Genomic DNA, 26,000 nt, shown 5'->3' with positions numbered 1-26,000 from the left:
AAATCGAAGATTCAACGAAGTTAAACAAGTTCAGCATGACGGTAATTTTAAAGATCAGTATCGTCACCCTGAACTTGGTTCAGGGTCTATAGTACGCAAATAAATACGTAAATGGTAGCGTAGTTGAAAAGTCAGAATCTTTTGAGAAGCTGAAATCGAAGATTCAACGAAGTTAAACAAGTTCAGCCTGACGAATAAAAATCGATATTAAAAGAATGTCTGACGTTAAAATTACCATTATCGACCGTGAAGGTGAAGCTCACGTGATAGATGCTCCTACAGATATGAACATGAACCTTATGGAAATAATTCGTTCTTATGAATTGGCTCCTGAAGGCAGCATAGGGATTTGTGGGGGAATGGCCATGTGTGCCTCCTGCCAGTGTTATATGCTCAATTTTGAGCATGTATTACCTGAAAAAAGTTACGAGGAAGAGGAGATGTTGGACCAGGCCTTTTTTGTGGAAGACAATTCACGTTTAAGTTGCCAAATCCCGATAACAGAAGATCTTGAAGGCCTCGAAATTAGGATCGCCCCAGCTTCAGAATAAATTCTCATTCATAAATTGTCATTCCGGATATAGGTTATAGGTAAGGAATCTCTTTTTGAAGAAATTATTTATTTCTAAGAGATTTCTCAGTCGCTTTGCTCCTTCGAAATGACCGTGAGATATTGTATAGGTTGTCCTTCCGAGCGAAGGTGAGGAATCTGTATTTGATGAAGGTTAATTATTATTAAGAGACTTCTCAATCGCCTTGCTCCTTCGAAATAACCGTAAAAATTTCATGGGATGTCATTCTGAACGCATGTGAAGAATCTCAAGAGAATTAGTTTTTAACTTCCCCCTTCACTCATGAGACTGCTTCAGTCGCTATGCTCTTTCGCAGTGACGTATTATTTCACTTTTCACCTTCCAACAACCAGCCTTCAACTTTCAACTTTGAACTCTGGAAAGTCATTGCGAAACCTCTTAAAACCTGCTAAAAATTGCGCTTCGACAAGCTCAGCGCGGGTCAACTTAAAAAGCAGCATGCCCCGTAATATCCATTCCAGTGATCAATAAATGGATGTCATGAGTTCCTTCATACGTGATTACACTTTCAAGGTTCATCATGTGGCGCATGATACTGTATTCCCCCGTAATTCCCATTCCGCCTAAGATCTGACGGGCTTCTCTAGCGATATTAATAGCCATTTCCACGTTATTACGCTTAGCCATGGATATTTGAGCGGTTGTTGCCTTACCTTCATTTCTGAGCGTTCCCAGGCGCCAGGCTAATAATTGTGCTTTGGTGATCTCTGTGATCATTTCTGCCAGTTTTTTTTGCTGCAATTGTTTAGATGCAATGGGCACCCCAAATTGCTCTCTTTCCTTAGCATATCTTAAGGCCGTATCATAACAGTCCATAGCCGCACCAATGGCTCCCCAGGCAATTCCATACCTGGCAGAATCCAGGCACCCCAGAGGAGCTCCAAGTCCGGACTTATTGGGCATTAGGTTTTCTTTAGGGACTTTTACATTATCAAAGATCAATTCTCCGGTAGCACTGGCACGTAGCGACCATTTATTATGGGTCTCTGGTGTTGTAAAGCCTTCCGTTCCACGTTCCACTATAAGGCCATGGATCCTTCCTTCTTCGTTTTTTGCCCAAACAATGGCAATATCTGCAAAAGGTGAATTGGAGATCCACATTTTTGCTCCATTCAGCAAATAATGATCTCCTTTATCTTTGAAACTCGTGGTCATTCCGCCGGGATTCGAGCCATGATCTGGTTCAGTCAAACCAAAACATCCAATCATTTCCCCGGAAGCCAGTTTTGGAAGAAATTTCTTCCTCTGTTCTTCGGTTCCATATTTAAAGATTGGATACATCACTAAAGAAGACTGGACAGATGCTGTAGAACGAATCCCACTATCGCCGCGTTCAATTTCCTGCATGATGAGTCCGTAGGAGATTTGATCCAATCCGGCTCCGCCATATTCTTCCGGGATATAGGGTCCAAAAGCACCAATTTCAGCAAGACCTTTTATAAGTTGCTTGGGAAATTTTGCCTCCTGTGCAGCTTCTTCGATTATAGGGGAAACTTCGCGTTTTACCCATTCCCGAGTTGCATCACGAACCATTTTATGCTCGTCGCTCAACAGTTCGTCAAGATTGTAATAATCTGGAGCCTGAAATTGATCTGGTTTCATTTTGTGTAGCGTTTCTAACAAATGTAACCAAGTCTTCTATGTGAAGCAATCTTTTATTTACGATTTAGAGGGTATAAACCTGCAAGGTCTTAAAGACCTTGCAGGTTTCCTTGTTATAATTTCAGATAAAAATCTTTGACCAGTTTCTTAAAATCTTCAGTATAATTATGCCTGGATATTTCAAGAATGAGCTGCTCTGTTTTAGGATTCGGTTTTTCAAATCCAAAGCTAATAAGGCTTCTTTTTATTGGCGAATCTTCGGTGCCTTTTACCCTGGTAATCTTATTCGGGAATAATTTGAATTTTTCGGCGGTGGAGATCGCATTTTCTTCTTCGGAAAAAGGAATGATCAAATCAAAATGTCCATTTTCAGAAAGTAGGAGTGAAGCGCCTTTGATTAGATCATATAAAGGTAGTGCATCTGCAAAACGAGCCTGGTCGCGGTTTTCTTTTCCGGTTTTATAGTCTTCGGAAAAAAATGGCGGATTGGAAATAATGAGGTCGTATTTCTCTTCGTCCTGCATTTCTTCCACAAATTCATCGAAAGCAGCGTGGTAACAAAACAGGCGATCGCCCCAATCTGAATTTTCAAAATTTTCAACCGACTGTTCGTAGGCGTTTTCTTCAATTTCAAGTGCATCAATAAGCATAGCGTCGGAACGTTGCGCCAGCATTAAAGCGATAAGGCCGGTTCCTGTGCCAATATCCAGAATACGTTCAGGAAGATGTTGTAATGAAGACCAGGCCCCCAGTAACACACCGTCTGTACCAATTTTCATGGCGCAACGATCCTGGTTTACGGTGAATTCTTTAAACTTAAATGCTTGGTTAGACATGTGTCAAAATATAATATTAGTGAAAAATCACATTTCGAGTACACTCAATGTGACAAAGCATTCGTCATTGCGAGGGAACGAAGTGACCGAAGCAATCTCAATTAAAAAACACAGACTAAAAGAGATCGCCACGATGCGCTCGCGATGACAAATATAACGAATGACTACCTAGGATTGTCATTTCGACCAAAGGGAGAATCTCATTCTAAATGAAGTTTAAATAAGAGATTTCTCAGTCGTTGCACTCCTTCGAAATGACATTTTTCGTCACGCTGAACTTGATTCAGCTTCTCAAGAGATCCTGAAACAAGTTCAGGATGACTGGTGTATTATATATAAAATAGAAAAAGAGGTTCTAAATTAATAAAACCTCTTTTCTATATATAAACTTTTAAGTTAGCCTAAAGCGACTCTTTCAAAAGCTACAACTTCAAGATCATTGTCTACAGATTTTACATATTCTGCAACGCTTTGCTTGTTGTCTTTAATATAAGCCTGATGAACAAGCGTGTTATCTTTAAAGAAACGCTGAAGTTTTCCCTGAGCGATCTTATCCAGCATATTCTCCGGCTTTCCTTCCTGTCTTAATTGATCTTTAGCAATTTCGATCTCTTTATCGATAGTTTCCTGATCTACTCCATCTTCATTCAAAGCAACGGGATTCATTGCAGCAGCCTGCATAGAAACGTTCTTTGCAGCTTCCTCGGCTCCGGCAACGTTTTTAGAAAGACCTGTTAAAACAGCAATTTTGTTCCCGGCGTGAATATAAGAACCTACGAAAGGGGCTTCAAGCGTTTTGAATGCGCCAATTTCGATTTTCTCACCAATAACACCAGTTTGCTCGGTAAGTTTTTCTTCCACCGTAATTCCTTTATAATCGGCTGCCAATAATTCTTCTTTAGAAGAAGCTTTTAGGGCCAAATCAGCGAAATCGTTGGCCAATTTCACGAAATCATCATTTTTTGCCACGAAGTCTGTTTCGCAGTTTAGAGAAATGATCACACCTTTGGAGTTGTCGTCACTTACTTTTGCAATTGCAGCACCTTCAGAAGAATCTCTGTCGGCACGCTTTGCAGCTACTTTCTGGCCTTTTTTTCTAAGCAGTTCGATTGCTGTATCAAAATCACCATCAGCTTCCACTAATGCATTTTTACAATCCATCATACCGGCACCGGTAGCTTTTCTTAATTTATTTACTTCTGCGGCGGTTATCTTAGCCATAATATATTTTTTTATTGAAAAAGTCGTTTAGAAACTCACTCTAAAGAAAGAAACTAAACGACTTTTTAAGGTTTTATAAAATTCTATTCTTCTTCGTCTTTAGAAGCTTTTTTCTTGGTCTGTACTTTATCTAAAGTTTCGCTTTTTGATTCAAGCTTCACTTCCTGCTTCGCTTCTTTTATTGCCTTTTTGTCTTCGGCATCCTTAGAAGGAACTTCGGCATCTTTGGAAGAAGCTTCAGATTTTTTCTTCTTTGGTTTTTTCTCTTCAGAATCTGAAAATTTTTCAGCTTTTGAAGTTTTCTCAGCCTTAGCATCCTTCTCGTCCTTTTTCTTAGGAGACTTTTCAGTTTTTCTTTCTGAAAGACCTTCAACGATAGCATCGGCCATATAAGAAACTACTTTGCTGATCGATTTAGAAGCATCATCATTTGATGGGATTACATACTCAACCTCACGAGGATCTGAGTTTGTATCTACCATGGCAAAAATTGGAATGTTTAATTTTTGAGCTTCTTTTATTGCGATATGTTCACGGGTGATATCCACTACGAAAAGAGCCGCAGGGAGTCTGGACATATCATTAATAGAACCTAAGTTCTTTTCCAGCTTAGCCCTTAAACGGTCTACCTGAAGTCTTTCTTTTTTAGAAAGTGTATTGTAAGTACCGTCTTTCTTCATTCTATCGATGGTAGCCATTTTCTTTACAGCTTTACGAATAGTAACGAAGTTGGTAAGCATACCACCAGGCCAACGCTCGGTGATATAAGGCATATTTGCCTTTTCAGCTTGTTCCGCAACGATTTCTTTTGCTTGTTTTTTAGTGGCTACGAAAAGGACTTTTCTCCCACTGGCTGCGATCTTTGCAAGCGCATCTCCCGCTTCCTGCATTTTTGCAGCACTTTTATATAAGTTGATAATGTGAATCCCATTGCGCTCCATATAAATATAAGGGGCCATGTTTGGGTTCCATCTTCTGGTAAGGTGACCAAAATGTACACCTGCGTCAAGTAATTCTTTAACGTCTACTTTGTTTGCCATTTTTGTAATAGTTTACTTTCTGTTGAGATAGCAACCACGCTTTGGCGTGGTTTAGATGCTAAACTAACTTCCCGATAGCTACCGGGATAACAACAATTTGATTAAATTTTCTAAGAACTTTTCGGAAATAATCCCGAATAATATTAACGTTTAGAGAACTGGAATTTCTTACGAGCTTTCTTCTGCCCATATTTCTTACGTTCTACCATACGTGGATCCCTGGTAAGAAGACCTTCTGGCTTAAGAGCACCATGGTTTTCTTCGTCTAATGCCACCATCGCTCTGGATAGTGCAAGGCGGATCGCTTCAGCCTGTCCCGTGATCCCACCACCGTAAACATTTACCTTAACATCAAAGTTTCCTTCATTTCCGGTAAGCATCATTGGCTGGTTCACTTTATATAATAAAGGTCCAGTAGTGAAGTAATCTTTAAGGTCTTTCTTGTTTACGGTAATGTTTCCTTTTCCTTCTGAAACATACACACGAGCCACAGCAGTTTTTCTACGGCCAATTTTGTGAATTACCTCCATTACTTAATGTCGTTTAATTTAACTGTTTTAGGTTTTTGAGCTTCATGATCATGTTCAGATCCTACATAAACCTTTAAATTCCTGAATAATTCTGCTCCAAGTTTGTTTTTTGGAAGCATGCCTTTCACGGCTTTTTCAACAAGTCTCTCTGGATTTTTGTTGAATAATTCTAAAGCTGTAAGACTTCTTTGTCCACCCGGGTAACCTGTGTGACGGATGTATTCCTTCGCGTCCCATTTCTTACCTGTTAAGTTGATCGCCTGCGCATTGATAACGATAACATTATCACCGCAGTCAACGTGTGGGGTGAAGTTAGGTTTATGCTTACCACGTAGCAAGAATGCTACCCGAGAGGCAAGACGACCTAAAGATTGTCCTTCAGCATCAACCATCACCCATTCTTTGGTTCTGGTAGCCTTATTGGCCGATACTGTTTTGTAACTTAATGTGTCCACACTAATTGATTTTACTAATAATTAAACATTCCAATCCCATTCGCACGAATCTATATCGAGAAAACAGGGGTGCAAATGTACAATTATAAATTCAGATAGCAAATATGGAAATCATTATTTTATTGACTTCAAATTACTTGGCTTTTTTCCTCATGAATTGTAAATTTTTCTTGGAAGGAATATTTTAAAAAAACACATATTTCTTCCTTCACCTAAATTTTAAGCAGATTTGTAATTTAATTCTTAATGCTTATCGATGAAATGATGTTAAAAATCGATAAACGTTACTTTTAATCTTAAAAGTATTATAATAATTCTAAATTCAGCGTAGTTTTGTAATCCCAAATTTAAAATTGTACCCCAATGAGATTTAAACCCACTTACCAATTGTTGGCCCTTTTGTGCTTTACTATAAGCCTAGGAAGTTGCTCAAAAGATGAGCCAGTAAGTAATGAGAATTTTAAAGTTTCAAATGCGACAGTAATCGATCCTGCCGAAATGGTTGGAGAATGGGATCTCATACAGATGGTCGCTGATACTGAAGTAGATCTCGATGATGATGGAACTTTTAATAGTAACCTGTTAATAGAAACTCCCTGTTTTGATAATATGAATATTATTTTTTACGATGATGGTAAATTTTCATCTATAAATGCCCAGATGACCTTCGAAAGTTCAGTGAGTGGTGATAAATTTGCATGTCTTGGAGATCGCATGGCAGATTCAGGATTGTGGGAAATCACCGGAAGTGATCTTAAGTTGACCCTCACAATAAACGAGGTAGAATATATACATACTAAACAAATAAACCTGGAAAGTGGTGAATTCTCTTTCTCAGTAAATGATGTTGAATCACAACAATATGTCACCGATCCCGGTGGAACCCAAGCTTCAGATATTACTATCCTATATTTAAAATATAAAAAGAAAGCCTAGAATAATTTATTGTCGTTTTAGTTTTTAAGACCTTCCGAAGAAATTTGGAGGGTTTTTTAATTATAGTTTAAACTTTAATAAAATTTATTCAAAAGTGTCACACAATCACTTTTTGAAAGTCTTTTAAATAACATCAATCAATTTTTTCATCACAGCTAACCATCTATGAGAATTGTTCAAAAATTTATTACACCTTTTGTTTTACTGATTTCTATTAGTATTTCTGCTCAGGAAGAGAAACCTGAACCTCAGGAAAAATTCGAAAAAAGGACCTATACTACAAAATCTGTCGAAAGCTTAGAACCCATTAAGATAGATGGAAATTTTGATGAGGCAGCCTGGGATGCTGTTGAATGGACTTCAGATTTTAAGGAATTTGAACCTGATAATAATACAGAACCAAGTCAACAAACCAAAATGAAGATTGTTTACGATGATAAAAATCTATACATCGCATTTTTATGTTTGGAACCTGATAGAAGCAAGATCATTGAAAGAATGGGTAGGCGTGATAGTTTTGCCGGGGATTGGGTAGAGGTTAATATAGATAGTTATAATGATGACCGTACAGCATTTTCTTTTACAACCTCGGTAAGTGGAGTCAAGGGTGATGAATTTGTTTCAAATAATGGAAATTTTGATCCCAGCTGGAACCCAATTTGGTATGTCAAGACGGCGATTGTTGAAGAAGGCTGGACTGCTGAATTGCGAATTCCGTTAAGTCAATTGCGTTTTGGAAATTTGGAAGAACAAACCTGGGGATTGCAATCTACCCGAAGATATTTTAGCAATGAAGAACGTTCAACCTGGCAGGCAGTGCCGGCAAATCCTGCGGGATGGGTTAGTGAATTTGGCGAATTGCGAGGTTTAAAAGGATTAAAGCCCCAAAAACAACTGGAAATTCAGCCATATACCGTAGCGAGATATCAAACCTATGAAGCTGAAACGAACAATCCGTATCGAGATGGCAGCGATGCGAAACTTACTGCAGGTTTGGATGCTAAAATCGGAATTACCAATGACCTTACGCTGGATTTGACCATTAACCCAGACTTTGGCCAGGTAGATGCCGATCCCGGAGCAGTCGCATTAGACGGTTTCGAGATATTTTTTGAAGAGCGCCGGCCTTTTTTCGTAGAAAATAAAAACATATTTGACTTTAATTATGGTAATGGTAGCGATAACCTTTTCTTTTCAAGAAGAATAGGAAGGACTCCACAGGGGGCGGCCATTGGGCCTAATATCGCTTACGTGGACCAACCGCAGAACACCACAATTTTAGGCGCGGCAAAATTCAGCGGAAAAACTAAAAATGGATGGACAATTGGCATTTTAGAATCTCTAACGGCCAGGGAAAATGCTTCCTATACCAATGTAGATGGATCTGAAGATGAAATAATAGTTGAGCCTTTAACCAATTATTTTGTGGGAAGGGTCCAGAAAGATTTTAATGACAGGAATAGCTTTATTGGAGGAATGTTCACCACCACGCATCGCAATATGGAGGATAACATTTCCTTTTTACATACCCAGGCATTTTCCGGCGGATTGGATTTTAAACATAACTGGCAGGATAGAAAATATTATTTGGAAGGGAATGCAGTGCTAAGCCATGTGCAGGGAAGCAAGGAAGCTATCCTAAATACCCAGCGCTCGATTGTGCATCTTTTTCAACGCAGCGATGCCGGGCATGTTGAAGTAGATCCCGATAAAACTTCACTTTCAGGCACGGGCGGACAAATAGAAATTGGAAAAGGCGGCGGAGGGAACTGGCGTTATGCCGCCGGTGGAAAATGGGTTTCCCCCGAATTGGAAACAAACGATATAGGCTATTTAAGACGCGCAGACGATATTCAGGAGTATATAGGTGTGAGAAGATTGTTTAATGAACCTACGGGCTGGTATAGAAGAATGAATATTGGGGTGGAACAGTCTACAGCATTCGATTTTGAAGGTAATTATAACCGCATGCAATATGAGATGGGTGGTTTTATTAATTATAAAAATAACTGGTGGAGTGAATTTGGCGCGGCACATAAACCCCGAATTTTCGTGAACTCATTTTTACGTGGCGGACCGAGATGGCGGTATAATCAGGAAAATTTCTTCTATATTTTTTCCGGGACCGATCGCAGGAAAAAAGTAAGTTTCGATTTGGGTTATGTGCATTCCGATGCGACCCAGGATGCATTCAGTTTGAGAAGATATGTGGTCAGGTCAAGATATCAGCCATTGAATGCGCTTAGCATGTCCCTGGTTTTTGAATATGAAGAGAACCCAAGCAAAACTCAGTATGTAGCCACGAGGAATTATAATAATTCTGCAAAATATATATTAGGGGAAATAGATCAGGAAACTATAAGTGCGACTTTCAGGTTAGATTATAATATTAATCCCAATTTCACGATCCAGTATTATGGACAGCCTTTTATTTTTAAAGCAGATTATCATGATTTTAATTATGTAACAAATGCCACTGCGGAAGATCTAAATAATAGAATTTCTTACTTCGGAAATAACCAGGTGAATTTTGAAAATGACGTGTACAGTTTTGATGAAAACTTAGATGGAAATACCGATTATACCATCAATAATCCTGATTTCGCCTTTGTGCAGTTTCGTTCTAATTTAGTGGCACGCTGGGAATATATTCCGGGATCTGAAATATTCCTCGTCTGGTCTCAGGGAGTGAATGGTTTTGGGGATGTAAACAATAGTTTTAGTGCTATTGTAGATAATCAATTACTGCGACAACGACCCCAAAACACCTTTTTGATCAAGGCGACATATCGGTTTATACTTTAGAGCTTTAAGCGATAAGCTGAAAGTTTTAAGTGAAAAGCTATAATATAATTTACTGCTTATTGCTTACTGATCACTGGATACTGCTAATGCGCTTCCAGCCAGTTTTCACCAATCCCGATTTCCACATCTAACGGGACACTTAATGTATAAGCATTTTCCATTTCGTGCTTGATCATCTGCTGAACTTTCTCCAATTCATCTTTATGCGCGTCAAAGACCAGTTCATCATGCACCTGAAGCAGCATTTTGGTTTTGTAATTGTCAGACTCCAGTTTTTTATGAATATTGATCATGGCCAATTTGATAATATCTGCGGCACTTCCCTGGATCGGGGCATTTACCGCATTCCTCTCTGCCGCACCACGCACCACCTGATTTCGGGAATTGATATCTTTTAAATACCTTCTTCGGCCTAAAACCGTGGAGACATATCCATTCTCACGGGCAAACTGGACCTGATCGCTCATATAATTGCTCAATTGTGGATAGGTCTTATAATAAGTATCGATCAATTCTTTTGATTCACTTCGGGAAAGGCTGGTTTGATTGCTTAACCCAAATGCAGAAACTCCATAAATGATCCCGAAATTCACAGTTTTCGCGTTGCTCCTTTGTTCCCGGGTCACTTCCTCCAGCGGAATATTAAAAACTTTGGCAGCTGTAGAAGCGTGAATATCCTCACCGTCCCGGAAGGCTTTGATCATATTCTCTTCTTCACTCAGCGCGGCAATAATGCGCAATTCTATCTGCGAATAATCTGCGGCGAGCAGTACGAAATTTTCATCCCTCGGAATAAATGCTTTACGAACCTGTCTTCCTCTTTCTGTCCGAATCGGTATATTCTGAAGGTTTGGGTTATTAGAACTCAAACGCCCGGTTGCCGCAATGGTTTGCACATAATCTGTATGTACCCGGCCGGTAGTTTTTTCTACCTGATTGGGTAACGCGTCTACATATGTATTTTGCAATTTCACTAAACCACGATAGTCCAAAACCTGTTGAATGATCGCGTGGTCTTTGGCCAGAACTGAAAGCACGTCTTCACTGGTAGAATATTGTCCCGTCTTGGTTTTCTTCGGTTTTTTGACCAGTTCCATTTTTTCAAAAAGGATGATCCCCAATTGTTTTGGAGAACTGATCAAAAATTCTTCACCAGCTTCCTTGTAAATATTTTCTTCCAGTTGCTTAATATCGGTAGTAAGCGCTGCGGAAAGTGATTTTAAATAATTTTCATCCAGGTTGATGCCTTCCAGTTCCATCTCTGCAAGCACCCTTACCAGCGGAATTTCAATTTCATCAAAAAGTTTTCTGGTGCTGGCATCATCCAGTTCTTTTTCAAAAGCTTGCTTTAGCTGAAAAGTGATATCAGCATCTTCAGCAGCATATTCGGTGATTTTTTCTAGGGACACATCACGCATATTTCCCTGATTCTTACCTTTTTTCCCGATCAATTCCGTAATAGATTGCGGCGTATAGTTGAGGTATGTTTCAGCTAAAACATCCATATTATGGCGCATATCAGGGTTGATGAGGTAATGCGCGATCATCGTGTCGAATAAAGTTCCCTTAACGATTACTTCATATTTATCTAAAACCTCGATATCATATTTAAGGTTCTGCCCGATTTTTTCAATTTTTGTATCTTCAAAAAAGGGTTTTAATTCGTTAATGAGATCCTGAGTCTTTTCAAGATCATCGGGAAATGGCAGATAGAAACCTTTTCCCGCTTCCCATGAAAAAGCGATCCCAACCAGCATTGCTTCTAAAGGATTTAAACTGGTAGTCTCCGTATCAAAGCATACACTTTTCTGGGTCATTAGTTTTTCCAGGAAAAGTTTTCTGGCAAAATCGGTGTTTATCGCCTGATAAACATGGGGCGTGTCTGCTAAAGTTTTTCTGGAAGAAATCCTTTCAATTTCGGTATTTCCTTCTCCTTCATTTCCAAATAATGAGAATTGGCCGGCTCCGGCCGTTTGCGCGTTTTGTCTGGCTGAAGGGGAATTGGATATTTGGGTTTGGGTTGAATCTTCTTCGCCGCTAAATAATTTTAAGAACTGATCTTTTAATCTTCGGAATTCTAATTCTTCGAAAAGTTGTTGCACCTTTTCTGTATCGGGCATCGAAAGTTCATAATCTTCTGCATGAAATTTCACATCACAATCGGTAAAAATAGTGGCAAGTTTTTTTGAAAGGATTCCCTGCGCGGCACTTTCTTCCACCTTTTCCTTCATTTTTCCTTTCAGCTTATCGGTATTTGCCAGTAAACCTTCCATACTTCCATAAGCCTTCAAGAATTTTTTGGCAGTTTTCTCGCCAACTCCGGGAAGTCCGGGAATATTATCAACCGCATCTCCCATCATTCCAAGAAAATCGATCACCTGCTCCGGTCGTTCCACTTCAAATTTCTTTTGCACTTCAGGGATACCCCAAATTTCAATACCATTTCCCATTCTCGAGGGGCGGTACATAAAGATATTTTCAGAAACCAGCTGGGCAAAATCCTTATCGGGTGTGACCATAAAAACCTTATAATCCTCCTTTTCAGCCTGCTTGGCCAGAGTTCCAATAATATCATCGGCCTCCATCCCGGCGCATTCCACCACGGGAATATGCATGGCTTTCAAAATTTCCTGGATTATGGGAATTGACAGCTGGATAGGTTCGGGGGTTTCATCCCGGTGGGCTTTATATTCCGGGAACATTTCAGTCCTGGCTTCACTTCCATCTTTATCGAAACAAACGGCTAAATGATCGGGTTTTTCGCGGCGAATCACGTCAAAAAGTGAATTGGTAAAACCCATGATCGCCGAAGTATTAAAACCTTTGGAGTTGATCCTTGGGTTTTTTATAAAAGCGTAATATCCGCGGAAAATCAAAGCGTAAGCGTCTAGTAGAAAAAGGCGTTTTTGTTCGGCCATCTGTAATATTTAATGTGAATTCGAGAATGATCCAAAATTACAAAGATTAACTCAGTCTTCCTTATGAAAGAGATCAATTCAGAAATATTGGTTAAATGAAGCGTAGTCGAAATGTGAACAGGTAGGGTAAATCCCCGAGCTGTTGTGGTTCTGGATGAATTGCCCCAAATGCACTATAATTTTTATTCCAACCTGCAAGGTTTTTAAAACCTTGCAGGTTTAACTATTCCAGCCTGAAATTTTCTTCGAGCCTTATTATATGATGGTGGTGGTGGATATTTTTAAAATTCTCCAGATCATCAAAAACGTTCAAAACCTCCTTAAGGTTTACAATTTCATTGTTCTCTTGTAGAATTGGCTGGAAAGAAGAAAATTTGTAATCATAATAGTTAATTCCGAAGTGGATTTGTGGATTGAAGTGAATGTATAAAACCAGATTTTTTAGATACTTCTCCTTATCGATCTTAATTCTTCTGAAGTTTTTTTCGAACAAACTACCTGTTCGGGAATGGGCTTTATTGAATGCCTTGGCATAGGCTTTGAAAAAGTTGGAAAATGCCTGGGTGACTTCCTTGTTTTTTTGGTCTATCCGGATAGCAAAGTGAAAATGGTTATTCAAGAGACAATAAGCAGTGGTGACAAAATCTGAAAGATGTTTTTTATATAATTGGAGAAAGTAAATTTTGTTTCTGTCAGAACGAATAATATTTTCACTGTTAATTCCCCGATTAAAAATATGGTAATAATTATCCTTTTCTAATATTTCCATACATCAAATTATTGATAAGACCTGCAAGGTTTTTAAAACCTTGCAGGTCTGTTAATTGATTCTATAGATTTTAAAACCTTGCAGATCTGTTCATTGTTTTTATTTTATAAGCTTACCAGGCTTCGACTCCGCTCAGCCTGACACCCAATTTTATATTAATTAATACTTGGTCTAAAAAAAATTATTCCTCCAAATATGAAGCACTCAAATTATCTGAACTTTTTCCATCCTGAAACATAGCATAACTAAAACCTTTGTGGATACAATAAGAACCCACCTCCCCATTTTTGTTCATAGCGATATAAGCAACCTGAAAATCTTTATAATTAGGACTTTTATTCACCGTTCTCATCACGGCTTCCTGGCAGGCTTCCTGGGGGGATTTCCCCTGTCGCATTAATTCTACAATAAGGAAACTCCCCACACTTTTCATGATCGCTTCACCCATTCCTGTTCCCGCAGCTCCTCCAATTTCATTGTCCACAAACAATCCTGAACCAATAATGGGGGAATCACCCACACGGCCATTCATTTTATAGGAAAGTCCGGAAGTGGTACAGGCACCTGCGATATCACCGTTTTTATCCATACAAAGCATGCCAATGGTATCGTGATTTTCAATATTAATGATGGGCTTATATTCTTTATTTTTCAGCCATTCTTTCCATTCGGCTTCAGATTCTGGAGTCAGGAGATTCTTTCTTTTAAATCCCTGCTGAATGGCAAACTGAAGAGCTCCTTCCCCGGCCAGCATTACATGGGGAGTTTCTTCCATCACTTTTCTCGCAACCGATACCGGATGTTCAATCTCCTTTAGGTATACAACGGAGCCGGCATTTCCCGTAGCGTCCATAATACAGGCATCTAAGGTTACATTTCCATCACGATCGGGCGCCCCACCATCACCAACAGTGGTATTCTTTAAATTGGATTCTTCAACCATTACGCCCTGTTCCACAGCATCCAGGGCATTTTCACCCTGTTCGAGCATTTCGCCGGCTGTTTGAGCGGCTTTCTGAAAATTCCATGTAGCGATGGCCATAGGTTTTATGGCTGTATTTTTTGTCATAGCAAATAAGTCTGATTTGATTAGGCTTGAACCGAAGGAAATTCCTGCCAGGGAAATGGCAGATCTTTCTATAAATGTACGTCTTCGCATAATTAGATATTAAGGTTTACGATCCAATAGGATTTGCGTAATTTGTGATCTTACAATACGTTTTCCTAAAGTTTTAAATATACTAAAATGCTTGTAGAAGTTTGTACAAATTCTTTGGAGTCTGCTATAAATGCTGAAAAAGGAGGAGCTGATAGAATAGAACTGTGTTCAGAATTGGGCGTGGGGGGAATTACCCCGTCATTTGGATTAATTGAAAGCGTTCTGCAGCGAATTTCCATTCCCGTTCATGTTTTAATAAGGCCGAGAAGTGGAAATTTCACCTATTCTGAAATGGAATTTGAAGTAATGCTGAAGGATATTGAAAAAAGTAAAGAACTTGGAGCGGCGGGAATCGTTACTGGCGTATTGGATGAAAATCGTGAAATTGATCTCATAAAAACTTCAGCATTATACCAAGCTTCCGGAAAGCTTCATTTTACTTTTCACCGGGCTTTCGACTGGTTAAAAGATCAAACCGAATCTTTTAAAAAACTTCAGAAGTTAGGAGTAGACGCTATTCTTACTTCCGGTGGAAAAAATAATGTTGATCAGGGATTTAATACTTTGAAAAAACTCAATCAAATAGCTGAAAATTGCCAAATTATGCCTGGTGGTGGGGTAAACCTTCAGAATATTAAAAAGTTTAAAACTGCCGATTTTAAAGCGATACATTTTTCAGCTTCAAAATTTGTAGAAACTACCAACTATGAAATTCCGGTTTCGATGAATTCAGAAAAATTTCTTCAGGAAAAAATGAAAACGCTAAGCGATGTAAGGATTATAGAAGAAATGGTACAAATGCTGAAGTGAACCTGAAAAGGTGCTTATTTTAAAGTTTTCACCCTTAAATCAACTTGCTTATGCGCTGGTTTATCCTACTGGCAATATATTTTATTGTAGATATTTATGCTTTCCAGGCCTTTCGAAACCTGACCAAGAACAATTGGATCGCTGTATTTTATTTTCTGCTTTCGGCGATCGTGGTTTTTAATTTGATCTATCAGTTCAACCAGGAAGCCGGCAGTGGAACTTTTTCCGGTGGCCGCGGCCTGGCAATTGGGTTTTTCCTTTCCTTATTCGTTTCTAAACTGGTGCTGGTCATTTTTATGCTGGGAGAAGATATAATTCGAATTCCAATTGGTACTGTGCAAAGACTTTTTGGCTCTTCAGAAAATCTTACGATCCCTTCACGTAGAAAATTTTTGAGCACGCTTGCCCTTGGCCTGGCGGTAATTCCGTTTGCAGGATTGCTGTACGGGATGTATAAAGGAAAATACAATTTTCGGGTTTTACGTTACACCTTATATTTTGATGATCTTCCGCCGAATTTTGATGGGTATACCATCACGCAGGTGAGTGATATCCACAGTGGCAGTTTCGATAACCATAAGAAAATAGCCTATGCGGTGGATCTGGTAAATGAGCAGGAAAGTGATGTGATTCTTTTCACCGGTGATCTTGTAAACAACAAAGCGACGGAGATGGATACATGGAAACCTCTTTTTTCAAAACTGAAGGCCAGCGATGGTGTTTTTTCAGTGTTGGGAAATCATGATTATGGCGATTATGTGCAGTGGGAAAGTGATGCCGAAAAAAGGCAAAATCTGGAAGATCTTAAAAAGGTACATGCCGATATGGGTTGGGACCTGATGCTGAATGAAAACAGGTTTCTTCAGAAGAAGGGTGAAAAAATCGCTCTGGTGGGGGTAGAGAACTGGGGTGCAGGTTTTAAACAGGAAGGCGACCTTCAAAAAGCTTCCGCAGGAGTTTCCCAGGAAGATTTTAAAATATTAATGAGCCATGATCCTTCACACTGGGAACAGGAAGTGAAAAAAGATGATCATAATTATCATTTGACCCTAAGCGGACATACGCATGGAATGCAATTTGGAATTGAAATTCCCGGTTGGTTTAAATGGAGCCCGGTACAATATCGTTATAAACACTGGGCAGGAATTTATGAGGAAATGGGGCGCTATATAAATGTGAACCGTGGCTTCGGATTTTTAGCCTATCCCGGGAGGATAGGAATATGGCCGGAAATTAGTGTGATCGAGTTGAAAAAAGGCTCAAAACCCGCTTAATTAGAAGAATTTGCTATATTTGATTATGGCGGGCATCGATAACAGAAAAGATGCCTGAAAATTAAATTTTACTATATGTCAAAATTTGGTGAGTTAGTAGATCTTCAAGTCCCTGTTTTACTGGATTTTTATACGGAATGGAATGAAGCTTCTGTATCCATGCACCCGGTGCTTAGGGATGTCGCAGCGGCTATGGGCGATAAGGCTAAAATCATTAAAATTGATGTGGATAAAAATTCTCAATTAGCTGAAGCGCTTCGCGTGAAAGGGCTGCCCACGCTTATGATCTACAAATCTGGTGAAATGATCTGGCGGCACAGCGGGGAACAGGATGCCAATACTTTAATTGGCCTTCTTCGCGAGCACATCTAAACTTTTAAACCTTAATCCTTTTTCAGCGTAAAATTGAAGGATTTCCGGAAGGATTTCTTTCAGGTTTTTGAATGCTTTCCGGCTATCGTGAAAAACAATAGTGCTCCCCGGTTTTGTATTTTCCAACACGTTATTTTTACATTCTTCCGCAGTAAAATTTTCATTATAATCCCCGCTAATCACATCCCACATCACAATTTGATAGCCTGCTTTTTTTAATAATTTCGCCTGGCTGTTTTTGATCTTTCCAAAGGGAGGACGAAATAGTTGGAAGTTCGGAGTTTTTAGTTCGGAGTTTTTAGTCCAGAGTTCGTACTTTTTAGTTCGTACCTCGTACTTCTTACCTCGTACTTCGTATTTTCCAATTCGCCCTTCTCCCTTCGTACTTCGTACCTCGTCCTTCGTACCTCGTCCTTCGCACATAACTTCTTCAGCTTCAAGAATATTATTTAAATAATCCTGGTTTGAAGTATTCCACCCATTTAAGTGATTATAGGTATGGTTTCCTATCGCGTGCCCTTCAGAAATGATCCGTTGAAAAATTTCAGGATGTTTTTGAATATTTTCACCAATACAAAAAAAAGTAGCTTTTGCGTGGAACTTTTTAAGCTGGTCTAAAACCCAGGGCGTGACTACTGGAATTGGGCCATCGTCAAAAGTTAAATAAATAGAATGATCATCTTTGATTCGCGAAACTCTATCAGGATAAAGCCATTTTAAAAATGATGGATACCTGGCCCTGAATATTTCCATTCCGCAGAAATTCTAATTCACGCTATCTATGGCGAGCGAATCTATTCCCGGAGGATTCTGGCTAGCACCATCCAGACCCTGCATCAACTCTTCCTGCATCATGGGCATATCTGGTTCAAATTCTTCTTCCTGTCTATAGAAATGCTTGAACTTCTTCAGGAATTCATTGAATTCTTCAGCTTTTTTCATCGCAGTATCCCGATCTTCGTAAACTACCATCAGGTCTACCAGGCCGCGATATCTTTCCATATTGGAAATGATCTCATCTGCATACATATATTGCCTGTCGATATCCCAATTGCTGTAGTAAATCAAATTTTCCTGATATTTTTCCACGACCTGTTCCCAAATTTCCCTGGCTTTTTCCGGTTCATTTACTTCATAATATCCACTAATATAGGGTTCTAAAAGAGTGTAAAATTCGAAATATTCCACCGGCATGTTTTCCATGGCCAGATCTAAAATTTCCTTGGCATGAACCGTATCTCCTTCCTTCAAAAGATTTTCGGTTAAACGGGCAAGGTTACTTCTATAAGTAATTGAATTTTTTCTGGTTTCCGGGTCGTGATAAATATCACCAGATCCCATACTTCCCCAGTCCCAGTTCTTTACGATATTGTACATTTTTTCGGTATTCACTTTCCCCATATCGAACGGATTTCTTGGATCTACGGGAGTCCTTATGGGAACCAGTTTATACGCCACACCTTCCAGTTGCAGATAATCTTTCATCCATAAATAATCATCGTCCCCAAAGCTGCCGCCGGTAAAGTAAATGGGGCGCTCCCAATTATTGTTCGCTACTATATCCAACATCAGCAATCGGTTTTTGTAAAGTACAGCGTCATCAATAGTAATATCGATATGGTCTACAATATCATTAGCGAATTTTTTATCTACGATATTATTTTTTAAAACCACCTGTTTGTCCACCGGAATTCGAACGTATCGTGTGGGAAAGGTATTCATTACCGTTCCGCTGGAAATCTCACCTTTGGTTCTTGGATCATCACTTTGGATATAATTCATCCAGGATTTAATATTCAGCGTATCCTGGGTCATTTCTTTTAAGAAAATGGCATCATTCTGCCCGTTGTAGAATTTGTTGTCCAACTGACTTGGTACGGCATCACTTTCATAAGCTTTCCGCTTCATCTGGTCAATATACCAGTCGGTTGCAAGTAAACTTGTGTTCACGATCCGCACATCTGTCCTGTATTTTTCTACCTGCTGAACGTACCACAGCGCAAAAGTGTCATTATCGCCAATAGTGAATAAAATCCCATTTTCATCTACGGAATCGAGGTACATTTTGGCCATTACAAAAGCACTGTTCCTGCCGCTACGATCATGATCGTCCCAATTTTGTGCTGCCAGAAGTACCGGAACGCAAAGCAAACTTGCGGCGATCACCACCGGTGCAGCGATCTTTGGAGTGATTACATTCCTAAGTTTATCAAACAAAGCATATACCCCAAAACCTATCCACAGCGCAAAAACATAAAAGGAGCCTACTAAAGCATAATCCCTTTCCCGAGGTTCAAAAGGCCTTTCATTTAGATAAATTTTTAGGGCAATTCCTGTAAAAAGGAAAAATACCATGAGCACCCAAAAGTTCTTCTGATCCCTCTTCAGCTGAAAAATAAATCCTATAATCCCTAAAATAAGCGGAAGGAAAAAATAGGTGTTCCGGGCCTTGTTATTCAGCATATCTGAAGGTAGAAAGTCCTGAGGCCCAATATGCATTTCATCTATAAAATCAATGCCGCTAAGCCAGTTTCCGTTGAGGTCGGTATATTTTCCCTGGATATCATCCTGTCTTCCGGTAAAATTCCACATAAAATACCTCCAGTACATATAGCCAATCTGATATTCAAATAAATAGGCCATGTTGCTGCCAAAACTCGGTTTTTTCACATCCAGATAATCGCCAAATTGGCGCAGGAATTTATGATATGCTTCCAGGTCCCGCTGCCCTGTGGCAAATTGGGTTTTAAATTCATTTACGGCAGAAACCAGCCGCTCTTCACTTTGATACTCGGGTTTAATGGTAAACTCCAGTGGGCCGGTAAACTCCATATAATTTACCGCGTGTTCCGTGCTCCACATTCGGGGAAGAACTGTTTTATGGGCATCGTCTAAATTCTGGCGGGCATCTTTATAATCGTTTACAATTACATATTTGCCCAATTCTTTGTCCTTTTCATATTTTGGTTTGCCATCCCGGTAAGGATTATTCTCATCTAAACCGGCATACATCTCACTCCACTGTGGGCCATAAAAAAGATAAGATTCACCATATTGCTCACGGTTATAATAAGCCAGTAATTCCCGGGCGTTATCGGGGCTGTTTTCATTAATTACGGTTGGCGCATTACTTCGAATGGGCAACATGATCCAGCTGGAAAATCCAATCAGCACAAAAAGGATACAAAGCAAAAGCGTATTATATTGAAAGTACTGTCTTTTCTGAGTATATCGAATGGCAAAATAGAAGGCTGCAATGATACTTAAAAATGCGATGATGGTGCCTGTATTAAATGGCAATCCCAGACTATTGGTAAAAAACAGTTCTGAAGCCGAAAAGTAAGTAAGGGTATAAGGAAGAAGCAGTTTAAAAATGAACATTAAAACCGCAACCACCACGATATTGGCGATGATAAAATTTTTGATCGTTACTTTAGGATAATTTTTAAAGAAATATAAAAAGCCAATAGCTGGAAGGGTTAGAAGTCCCATAAAGTGGACACCAAAAGACAACCCTATGACCAATGAGATTAGGATGATCCAGCGATTTCCACGTGGAGTGAACATATCGCGTTCCCATAACAGGCCCAGGTAAAACATGATCGACATAAAGCAGGCGGCCATAGCGTAAACTTCAGCTTCTACAGCATTAAACCAAAAACTGTCTGTAAAGGTGAAAGCTAAGGACCCCACTAAAGAACTTCCTAAAACAGCGATTTTTTTGGCGGTAGTTAAGTTTTCAGATGGTCCTGCTACTTTTAAAACCAGTATGCTTATAGACCAGAACATAAACAGGATCGCTATGGCACTGGCGAAACCACTCATGAAATTAATCATTAGGGCCACACTGGCATCATTAGGGGCAAAGGTGGCGAAGAATGCACCCATCATTTGGTAAAATGGCGCTCCGGGCGGATGTCCCACTTCCAGATTTGCGGAAGTAGCGATATATTCCCCGGCATCCCAGAAACTAGCGGTTGGTTCTAAAGTGAGCGTATAGGTTGTAAGAGCAATAGAGAATACCAGCCAGCCCAGTATTTTATTCCACTTTGAGAAGTTGAAATCAGTCATAAAAGATAGTAGTTATACTAAAGTGGCGAATTTAATAATAAATTGCTGAATGGTTTAGAAACGAGGAATAAAAGGAAATATTTTTGGGAAGTTGGAAGTGAGAAAGTTCAAGGTTCAAAGTTGAAAAGTTAAACTTAAAGGCTGGCGTCACTGCGAAGGAGTATGACGACTGAAGCAGTCTCATTAAGTGAAGGGGGGAAGTTGGAGATTGCTTCGCTGCGCTCGCAATGACTTTCCAGAGTTCAAAGTTTTAGGTTGAAAGTTGGAGGTTGGTCGTTGGAAGTTGAAAAGTGAAATGATATGTCACTGCGAAAGAGCATAGCGACTGAAGCAGTCTCATGAATGAAGGGAAGAAGTTGGAGATTGCTTCGCTGATTTACATATTTTTATTTGGTTACATATTAGAAACCCTGAAACCAGTTCAGGGTGACGACGCTGGATTTTAGAATTGCCGTCATGCTGAACTTGTTTCAGCATCTTATTGGATATACTAAAAAAAGTCAATTTGCTAGACTAGAAAATTTTTTCAGGGGTCTCAGGGTGAGCAGATAAAACACGGATACACATAAATATTTTCAATTGGCATTGAAGTCTTTAAGTACAGATGGGTTCGAGAATTTCCAAAGAATAAAATAATAAGAAAAAGTTTGTGTAGAATAAAGTTTGTATTAAATTTGCATCCGCATTTACGCATTGGCCTATGGTGTAACTGGCAACACGTCTGGTTTTGGTCCAGAAGAGTCTAGGTTCGAGCCCTAGTAGGCCAACAAAGTGCAAAAAGCCTGAACGAAAGTTCGGGCTTTTTTTATTTTGAAATAATTTCTGGGCGAGAAGTTTATCCTGAGCGAAGCCGAAGGGAGCCCTAGTAGGCCAACAAAGTGCAAAAAGCCTGAACGAAAGTTCGGGCTTTTTTATTTCGAAATATTTCTGGGCGAGAAGTTTATCCTGAGCGAAGAGCTTGTGCTGAGCAAGTCGAAGCAAAGTAAGCCATGCTAGGCCAATAAAATTTAATATGCTTGTCCGTTATAAAGAACCTAATAGGCAAATCATGACTAAAATTGTCACGTCGAGCATTTCGACTTCGCTCAATACAGGCTCAAGTCGAGACGTTTTTGTTTGACCTTTCGACTGCGCTCAAGGTGACAAAAACTTATGTTAGATGTCTAAACGGATAAGCATAAAATTTAAAAAGCACTCATTTGAAATTACCAGAGTGAAAGGATTAGGTAATTCTTTGATTATAATTTAGGGAAACTATAAACACTGTGATAAATTATTCTTTCCTTTGAAAGTACGTATTAAAAATTTAAACTTGTTTCTACTCATAGAATTGAAAATTAGATGGTGTGGTATGTAATTAGGACCAAACCGAAGCACGAGATCAAAACTTCCGAACTTTTAAAGGATTTTGGAATGGAAGTTTATTGTCCTGTAATTACTGAAGTTAGACAGTGGAGTGATCGTAAAAAAAAAGTAAGCGTTCCTTTGTTTAACTCCTATATCTTTGTGCGCTCCACAGAAAAAAATCGCAAAGAAGTTTTTAATGCTCCCGGGGTTATAGGTTTTCTAAACTGGCTGGGAAAACCCGCAATAGCAAGGGAAGAAGAGATAAATGAGATCATGTCCTGGTTAAATAATGATTACCTGAGCAACTACAAAATCCAGGAAATTAAAGAAGGTGATCGCGTTACATTCAGCAAGGGGAATATAAAATCTGAAGAGGCAATTGTGCAGGAGGTAGGTAAAAGAAAAGTTAAACTATTCCTTCCTGAAATTGGCTGGTTATTAACCGCAGATATCAGTGAGATTCGTTAAACTTGATTTATTATTAACATTAAATCCGGCGTTTTTTAACGAAAACGTTTGAGATTATGAGCCAATTTGCGGTATCCTCTCCACTAATTTTATGATTTCCTTAATCGTGTTAAAAATTTAACATGGAAAATTTCAGTGCCCTTATTATTGCAATTAAATTTGCGCTATTATTGGATACCTGATCAACCACCCTACTACTTATTTTATCAGTTATCGCCCTGGTAATTGAAAATTTCAATCAGGCTTTCTAGATTTTTCACGGGAATTCCAATATGGGATTTACGGAGGCGAAGCCTTATTTAAAATTTCTAAAATCATAAACTTTTCTTGTTGATATTAAGATTTGACATATTACCTTCTAAATTTAGGAACTGGTTCAAAAATGACAAGGAAAAGAAATAATGATGTTTCGGGAAAAAGACCGATAAACCTACTAGAGAAGAGATCTATTAGATTTGATTACACGTTTTTGAGCCTAGGACATTATTAAAATAATACAGTCTGTACTTATATAATATATCAAAATGTGCTTATAGCTAATCGCGTTAAGCCTAAATGCATAAAAAATGAAAGTAGCATTAATCACCGGGGCCACTGGCCAGGATGGAGCTTACCTAAGTGAGTTTTTATTAAAGAAGGGATACGAAGTGCATGGTTTAAAGCGCAGGGCTTCCCTTTTCAATACAGATAGGGTTGATCATTTATATCAGGATCCTCATGAAGAGAATTTAAAGTTTATTCTTCATTATGGGGATATGACAGATTCTACCAATCTTATTCGTTTAATTCAGGAAATTCAACCAGACGAAATTTATAATCTCGCGGCAATGAGCCATGTACAGGTTTCTTTTGAGACTCCCGAGTATACCGGAAATGCAGATGGGCTGGGAACCTTAAGGATTCTTGAAGCTGTTAGAATGCTGGGGTTGGAAAAGAAAACCAGAATTTACCAGGCGTCTACTTCTGAATTATATGGGAAGGTGCAGGAAGTGCCCCAAAGTGAAACCACGCCGTTTTATCCACGTAGTCCCTATGCTGTGGCAAAAATTTATGCTTACTGGATAACCGTAAATTACCGTGAAGCTTATGGTATGTATGCCTGCAATGGGATTCTATTTAATCATGAATCGCCTATACGGGGGGAAACCTTTGTTACGAGAAAAATTACCCGGGCTGCTTCCAGAATAGCGTTGGGCCTTCAGGATAAATTTTATCTGGGAAATCTGGATGCTAAAAGGGACTGGGGACATGCGAAGGATTATATACGAATGATGTGGATGATTTTACAGGCAGACGAAGCAGAAGATTGGGTTATTGCAACAGGCAAGACCACTACAGTGAGGGATTTTGTGCGAATGGCTTTTGCTGAAGCAGGGATAGAACTGGAATTTAAAGGGGAGGGTATTGAAGAAAACGCTTTTGTCAAGTCCTGTTCCAATCCGGAATATCAGCTGGAAACCGGAAAACAGGTACTTGCCGTGGATCCTAAATACTTTAGACCTACGGAGGTCGACCTTCTCATTGGTGATGCCACGAAGGCAAATACAAAGCTAGGCTGGATCCCGGAATATGATCTTGCGGCTTTGGTAAAAGATATGATGCAAAGCGATTTGAAGCTGATGAAAAAGGATCAGTATCTAAAAGATGGCGGTTACCGAATTCTTAATTATTTTGAGTAGGATAATTCGGGAATTTTAAAGATTTGAAAATTTGATAATAATTTTAAGGCGATGTGTTCCTTATAAGAGGATATGTCACCTCGAGCGAAGTCGAGAGGTATTTTTTAATACCTAATTAATTTTGTTTTATCACTTACTGCTTACAAAATCAAAATGAATAAAGAATCAAAAATTTATATAGCCGGGCATAGAGGTATGGTTGGTTCAGCAATCTGGAGAAAGCTGGAAGCTGAAGGCTATAAGAATCTTTTAGGTAAAACATCCCAAGAACTGGATTTGCGCGATCAAAAGGTGGTTCAGGAATTTTTTGAAACTGAAAAACCAGAAGTGGTTATTGATGCCGCCGCTAGGGTTGGAGGCATTCTGGCCAACAATGATTATCCCTACCAGTTCTTAATGGAAAATTTACAGATCCAGAATAACCTGATTGACGGCGCTCATAAAAACGACGTGGAAAAGTTTATTTTTTTAGGCAGTTCCTGTATTTATCCAAAACTCGCACCCCAACCTTTAAAAGAAGAATATTTGCTCACCGGTAGCCTGGAGCCAACTAATGAGTGGTATGCCATCGCTAAAGTTGCCGGCGTAAAAGCCTGTGAAGCGATTAGGAAACAATTTGGAAAAGATTATGTAAGCCTGATGCCCACAAATTTATACGGAAGTCATGATAATTTTGATTTGAATACTTCGCATGTACTACCCGCCATGATCCGGAAGTTTCATGAGGCTAAGGAAAATAATAAGCCTGTCGAATTATGGGGCACGGGATCACCTATGCGGGAATTTCTATATGTAGAAGACATGGCTGATGCGGTGTTCTTCGCGTTAAAAAATAAATTGCCTGAACATTTATACAATATTGGGACTGGAAAAGATCTTACGATTAAAGAACTGGCTGAAACCATTCAAAAAATTATCGGCCACAAAGGAAAAATCATTTGGGATAGTTCCAAGCCTGATGGTACGCCGCGTAAGTTGATGAATGTTGATAAGATAAAAGATGCCGGTTGGGAAGCATCAACCAGTCTGGATGAAGGAATTGATGCCACTTATAAATGGTTTTTGGAGAATGAAGGGAAGTATAAACAGGTGAAAATATGAAAAGCGTTAGGCTA

At 39.2% G+C, this 26,000-nt stretch carries 20 protein-coding genes and 1 tRNA gene; 10 read left to right on the top strand and 11 right to left on the bottom strand.

Annotation, left to right across the window (positions count from 1 at the left end; genetic code table 11):
- Positions 1-215 precede the first annotated feature (215 nt).
- Complete coding sequence (locus tag DHD80_RS05130) at positions 216-551, top strand: 2Fe-2S iron-sulfur cluster-binding protein (protein ID WP_251740074.1); 336 nt, start codon at positions 216-218, stop codon at positions 549-551.
- A 468-nt stretch (positions 552-1,019) separates the two neighbouring features.
- On the opposite strand, the gene DHD80_RS05125 is transcribed toward DHD80_RS05130, so the two are convergent.
- The 6 genes from DHD80_RS05125 to rplM all read right to left on the bottom strand — a co-directional run bounded on the left by DHD80_RS05125 (position 1,020) and on the right by rplM (position 6,277).
- A complete protein-coding gene (locus DHD80_RS05125; protein ID WP_251740073.1) occupies positions 1,020-2,195 on the bottom strand; it encodes an acyl-CoA dehydrogenase family protein in 1,176 nt (391 codons plus the stop codon).
- Positions 2,196-2,308: 113 nt separating this feature from the next.
- Positions 2,309-3,031, bottom strand: coding sequence for a methyltransferase (locus DHD80_RS05120; RefSeq protein ID WP_251740072.1), 723 nt, complete (start codon positions 3,029-3,031; stop codon positions 2,309-2,311).
- A gap of 396 nt (positions 3,032-3,427) precedes the next feature.
- Positions 3,428-4,252, bottom strand: a complete 825-nt coding sequence (gene tsf / locus DHD80_RS05115) for a translation elongation factor Ts (RefSeq protein ID WP_251740071.1) — start codon at positions 4,250-4,252, stop codon at positions 3,428-3,430.
- 83 nt (positions 4,253-4,335) lie between these two features.
- Positions 4,336-5,292: a 30S ribosomal protein S2 gene (gene rpsB, locus DHD80_RS05110; RefSeq protein ID WP_251740070.1), complete on the bottom strand. Its 957-nt coding sequence runs from the start codon at positions 5,290-5,292 to the stop codon at positions 4,336-4,338.
- 143 nt (positions 5,293-5,435) lie between these two features.
- Entirely contained in the window at positions 5,436-5,822 is a 387-nt protein-coding gene (rpsI, locus tag DHD80_RS05105; protein ID WP_251740069.1) for a 30S ribosomal protein S9, read from the bottom strand.
- Positions 5,822-6,277 (bottom strand): 50S ribosomal protein L13, encoded by a 456-nt coding sequence (rplM, locus tag DHD80_RS05100; RefSeq protein WP_251740068.1) that lies wholly within the window; start codon positions 6,275-6,277, stop codon positions 5,822-5,824. Before rplM ends, rpsI begins: the two co-directional genes overlap by 1 nt.
- Positions 6,278-6,640: 363 nt before the next feature.
- Here rplM and DHD80_RS05095 point away from each other — a divergent pair, with 363 nt between their 5' ends.
- Both DHD80_RS05095 and DHD80_RS05090 read left to right on the top strand, forming a co-directional pair.
- Positions 6,641-7,213 (top strand): DUF5004 domain-containing protein, encoded by a 573-nt coding sequence (locus DHD80_RS05095; RefSeq protein WP_251740067.1) that lies wholly within the window; start codon positions 6,641-6,643, stop codon positions 7,211-7,213.
- 165 nt (positions 7,214-7,378) lie between these two features.
- Positions 7,379-10,018: a DUF5916 domain-containing protein gene (locus tag DHD80_RS05090; protein ID WP_251740066.1), complete on the top strand. Its 2,640-nt coding sequence runs from the start codon at positions 7,379-7,381 to the stop codon at positions 10,016-10,018.
- Between the two features lie 83 nt (positions 10,019-10,101).
- Here DHD80_RS05090 and polA read toward each other — a convergent pair whose 3' ends face one another.
- The 3 genes from polA to DHD80_RS05075 all read right to left on the bottom strand — a co-directional run bounded on the left by polA (position 10,102) and on the right by DHD80_RS05075 (position 14,864).
- Positions 10,102-12,936, bottom strand: a complete 2,835-nt coding sequence (gene polA, locus DHD80_RS05085) for a DNA polymerase I (RefSeq protein ID WP_251740065.1) — start codon at positions 12,934-12,936, stop codon at positions 10,102-10,104.
- A 223-nt stretch (positions 12,937-13,159) separates the two neighbouring features.
- Complete coding sequence (locus DHD80_RS05080) at positions 13,160-13,705, bottom strand: hypothetical protein (protein WP_251740064.1); 546 nt, start codon at positions 13,703-13,705, stop codon at positions 13,160-13,162.
- A gap of 181 nt (positions 13,706-13,886) precedes the next feature.
- The gene (locus DHD80_RS05075; protein WP_251740063.1) at positions 13,887-14,864 is read right to left on the bottom strand and encodes a N(4)-(beta-N-acetylglucosaminyl)-L-asparaginase; all 978 of its coding nucleotides are present in this window, start codon (positions 14,862-14,864) and stop codon (positions 13,887-13,889) included.
- 87 nt (positions 14,865-14,951) lie between these two features.
- Here DHD80_RS05075 and DHD80_RS05070 point away from each other — a divergent pair, with 87 nt between their 5' ends.
- The 3 genes from DHD80_RS05070 (at position 14,952) to DHD80_RS05060 (ending at position 17,320) form a co-directional block, all read left to right on the top strand.
- Positions 14,952-15,674: a copper homeostasis protein CutC gene (locus DHD80_RS05070; protein WP_251740062.1), complete on the top strand. Its 723-nt coding sequence runs from the start codon at positions 14,952-14,954 to the stop codon at positions 15,672-15,674.
- Between the two features lie 50 nt (positions 15,675-15,724).
- Positions 15,725-16,948, top strand: coding sequence for a metallophosphoesterase (locus DHD80_RS05065; RefSeq protein WP_251740061.1), 1,224 nt, complete (start codon positions 15,725-15,727; stop codon positions 16,946-16,948).
- Positions 16,949-17,023: 75 nt separating this feature from the next.
- Positions 17,024-17,320, top strand: coding sequence for a thioredoxin family protein (locus DHD80_RS05060; protein ID WP_251740060.1), 297 nt, complete (start codon positions 17,024-17,026; stop codon positions 17,318-17,320).
- On the opposite strand, the gene DHD80_RS05055 is transcribed toward DHD80_RS05060, so the two are convergent.
- Together DHD80_RS05055 and DHD80_RS05050 are read right to left on the bottom strand one after the other, a co-directional pair.
- Positions 17,291-18,073, bottom strand: a complete 783-nt coding sequence (locus DHD80_RS05055) for a polysaccharide deacetylase family protein (RefSeq protein ID WP_251740059.1) — start codon at positions 18,071-18,073, stop codon at positions 17,291-17,293. The genes DHD80_RS05060 and DHD80_RS05055 overlap by 30 nt on opposite strands.
- Before the next feature lie 12 nt (positions 18,074-18,085).
- On the bottom strand, positions 18,086-21,391 hold the full coding sequence (locus DHD80_RS05050) for a DUF2723 domain-containing protein (protein WP_251740058.1): 3,306 nt from the start codon (positions 21,389-21,391) through the stop codon (positions 18,086-18,088).
- A 694-nt stretch (positions 21,392-22,085) separates the two neighbouring features.
- Here DHD80_RS05050 and DHD80_RS05045 point away from each other — a divergent pair.
- From DHD80_RS05045 to DHD80_RS05030, 4 genes are all read left to right on the top strand, one after another.
- Positions 22,086-22,158: transfer RNA gene (locus DHD80_RS05045), tRNA-Gln, on the top strand.
- Positions 22,159-22,732: 574 nt separating this feature from the next.
- Positions 22,733-23,206 carry a UpxY family transcription antiterminator gene (locus DHD80_RS05040; protein ID WP_251740057.1) on the top strand — a complete coding sequence of 158 codons (474 nt, stop codon included), beginning with the start codon at positions 22,733-22,735 and terminating at the stop codon, positions 23,204-23,206.
- Positions 23,207-23,772: 566 nt separating this feature from the next.
- The gene (gene gmd / locus DHD80_RS05035; protein WP_251740056.1) at positions 23,773-24,885 is read left to right on the top strand and encodes a GDP-mannose 4,6-dehydratase; all 1,113 of its coding nucleotides are present in this window, start codon (positions 23,773-23,775) and stop codon (positions 24,883-24,885) included.
- 153 nt (positions 24,886-25,038) lie between these two features.
- Positions 25,039-25,986: a GDP-L-fucose synthase gene (locus DHD80_RS05030; RefSeq protein ID WP_251740055.1), complete on the top strand. Its 948-nt coding sequence runs from the start codon at positions 25,039-25,041 to the stop codon at positions 25,984-25,986.
- Positions 25,987-26,000 lie beyond the last annotated feature (14 nt).

The sequence above is a fragment of the Gramella sp. AN32 genome, from assembly GCF_023718305.1.
Classification (GTDB): domain Bacteria; phylum Bacteroidota; class Bacteroidia; order Flavobacteriales; family Flavobacteriaceae; genus Christiangramia; species Christiangramia antarctica.
Note: the sequence above shows the minus strand (reverse complement) of the source record. Positions and strands in the feature narration are given on the sequence as shown.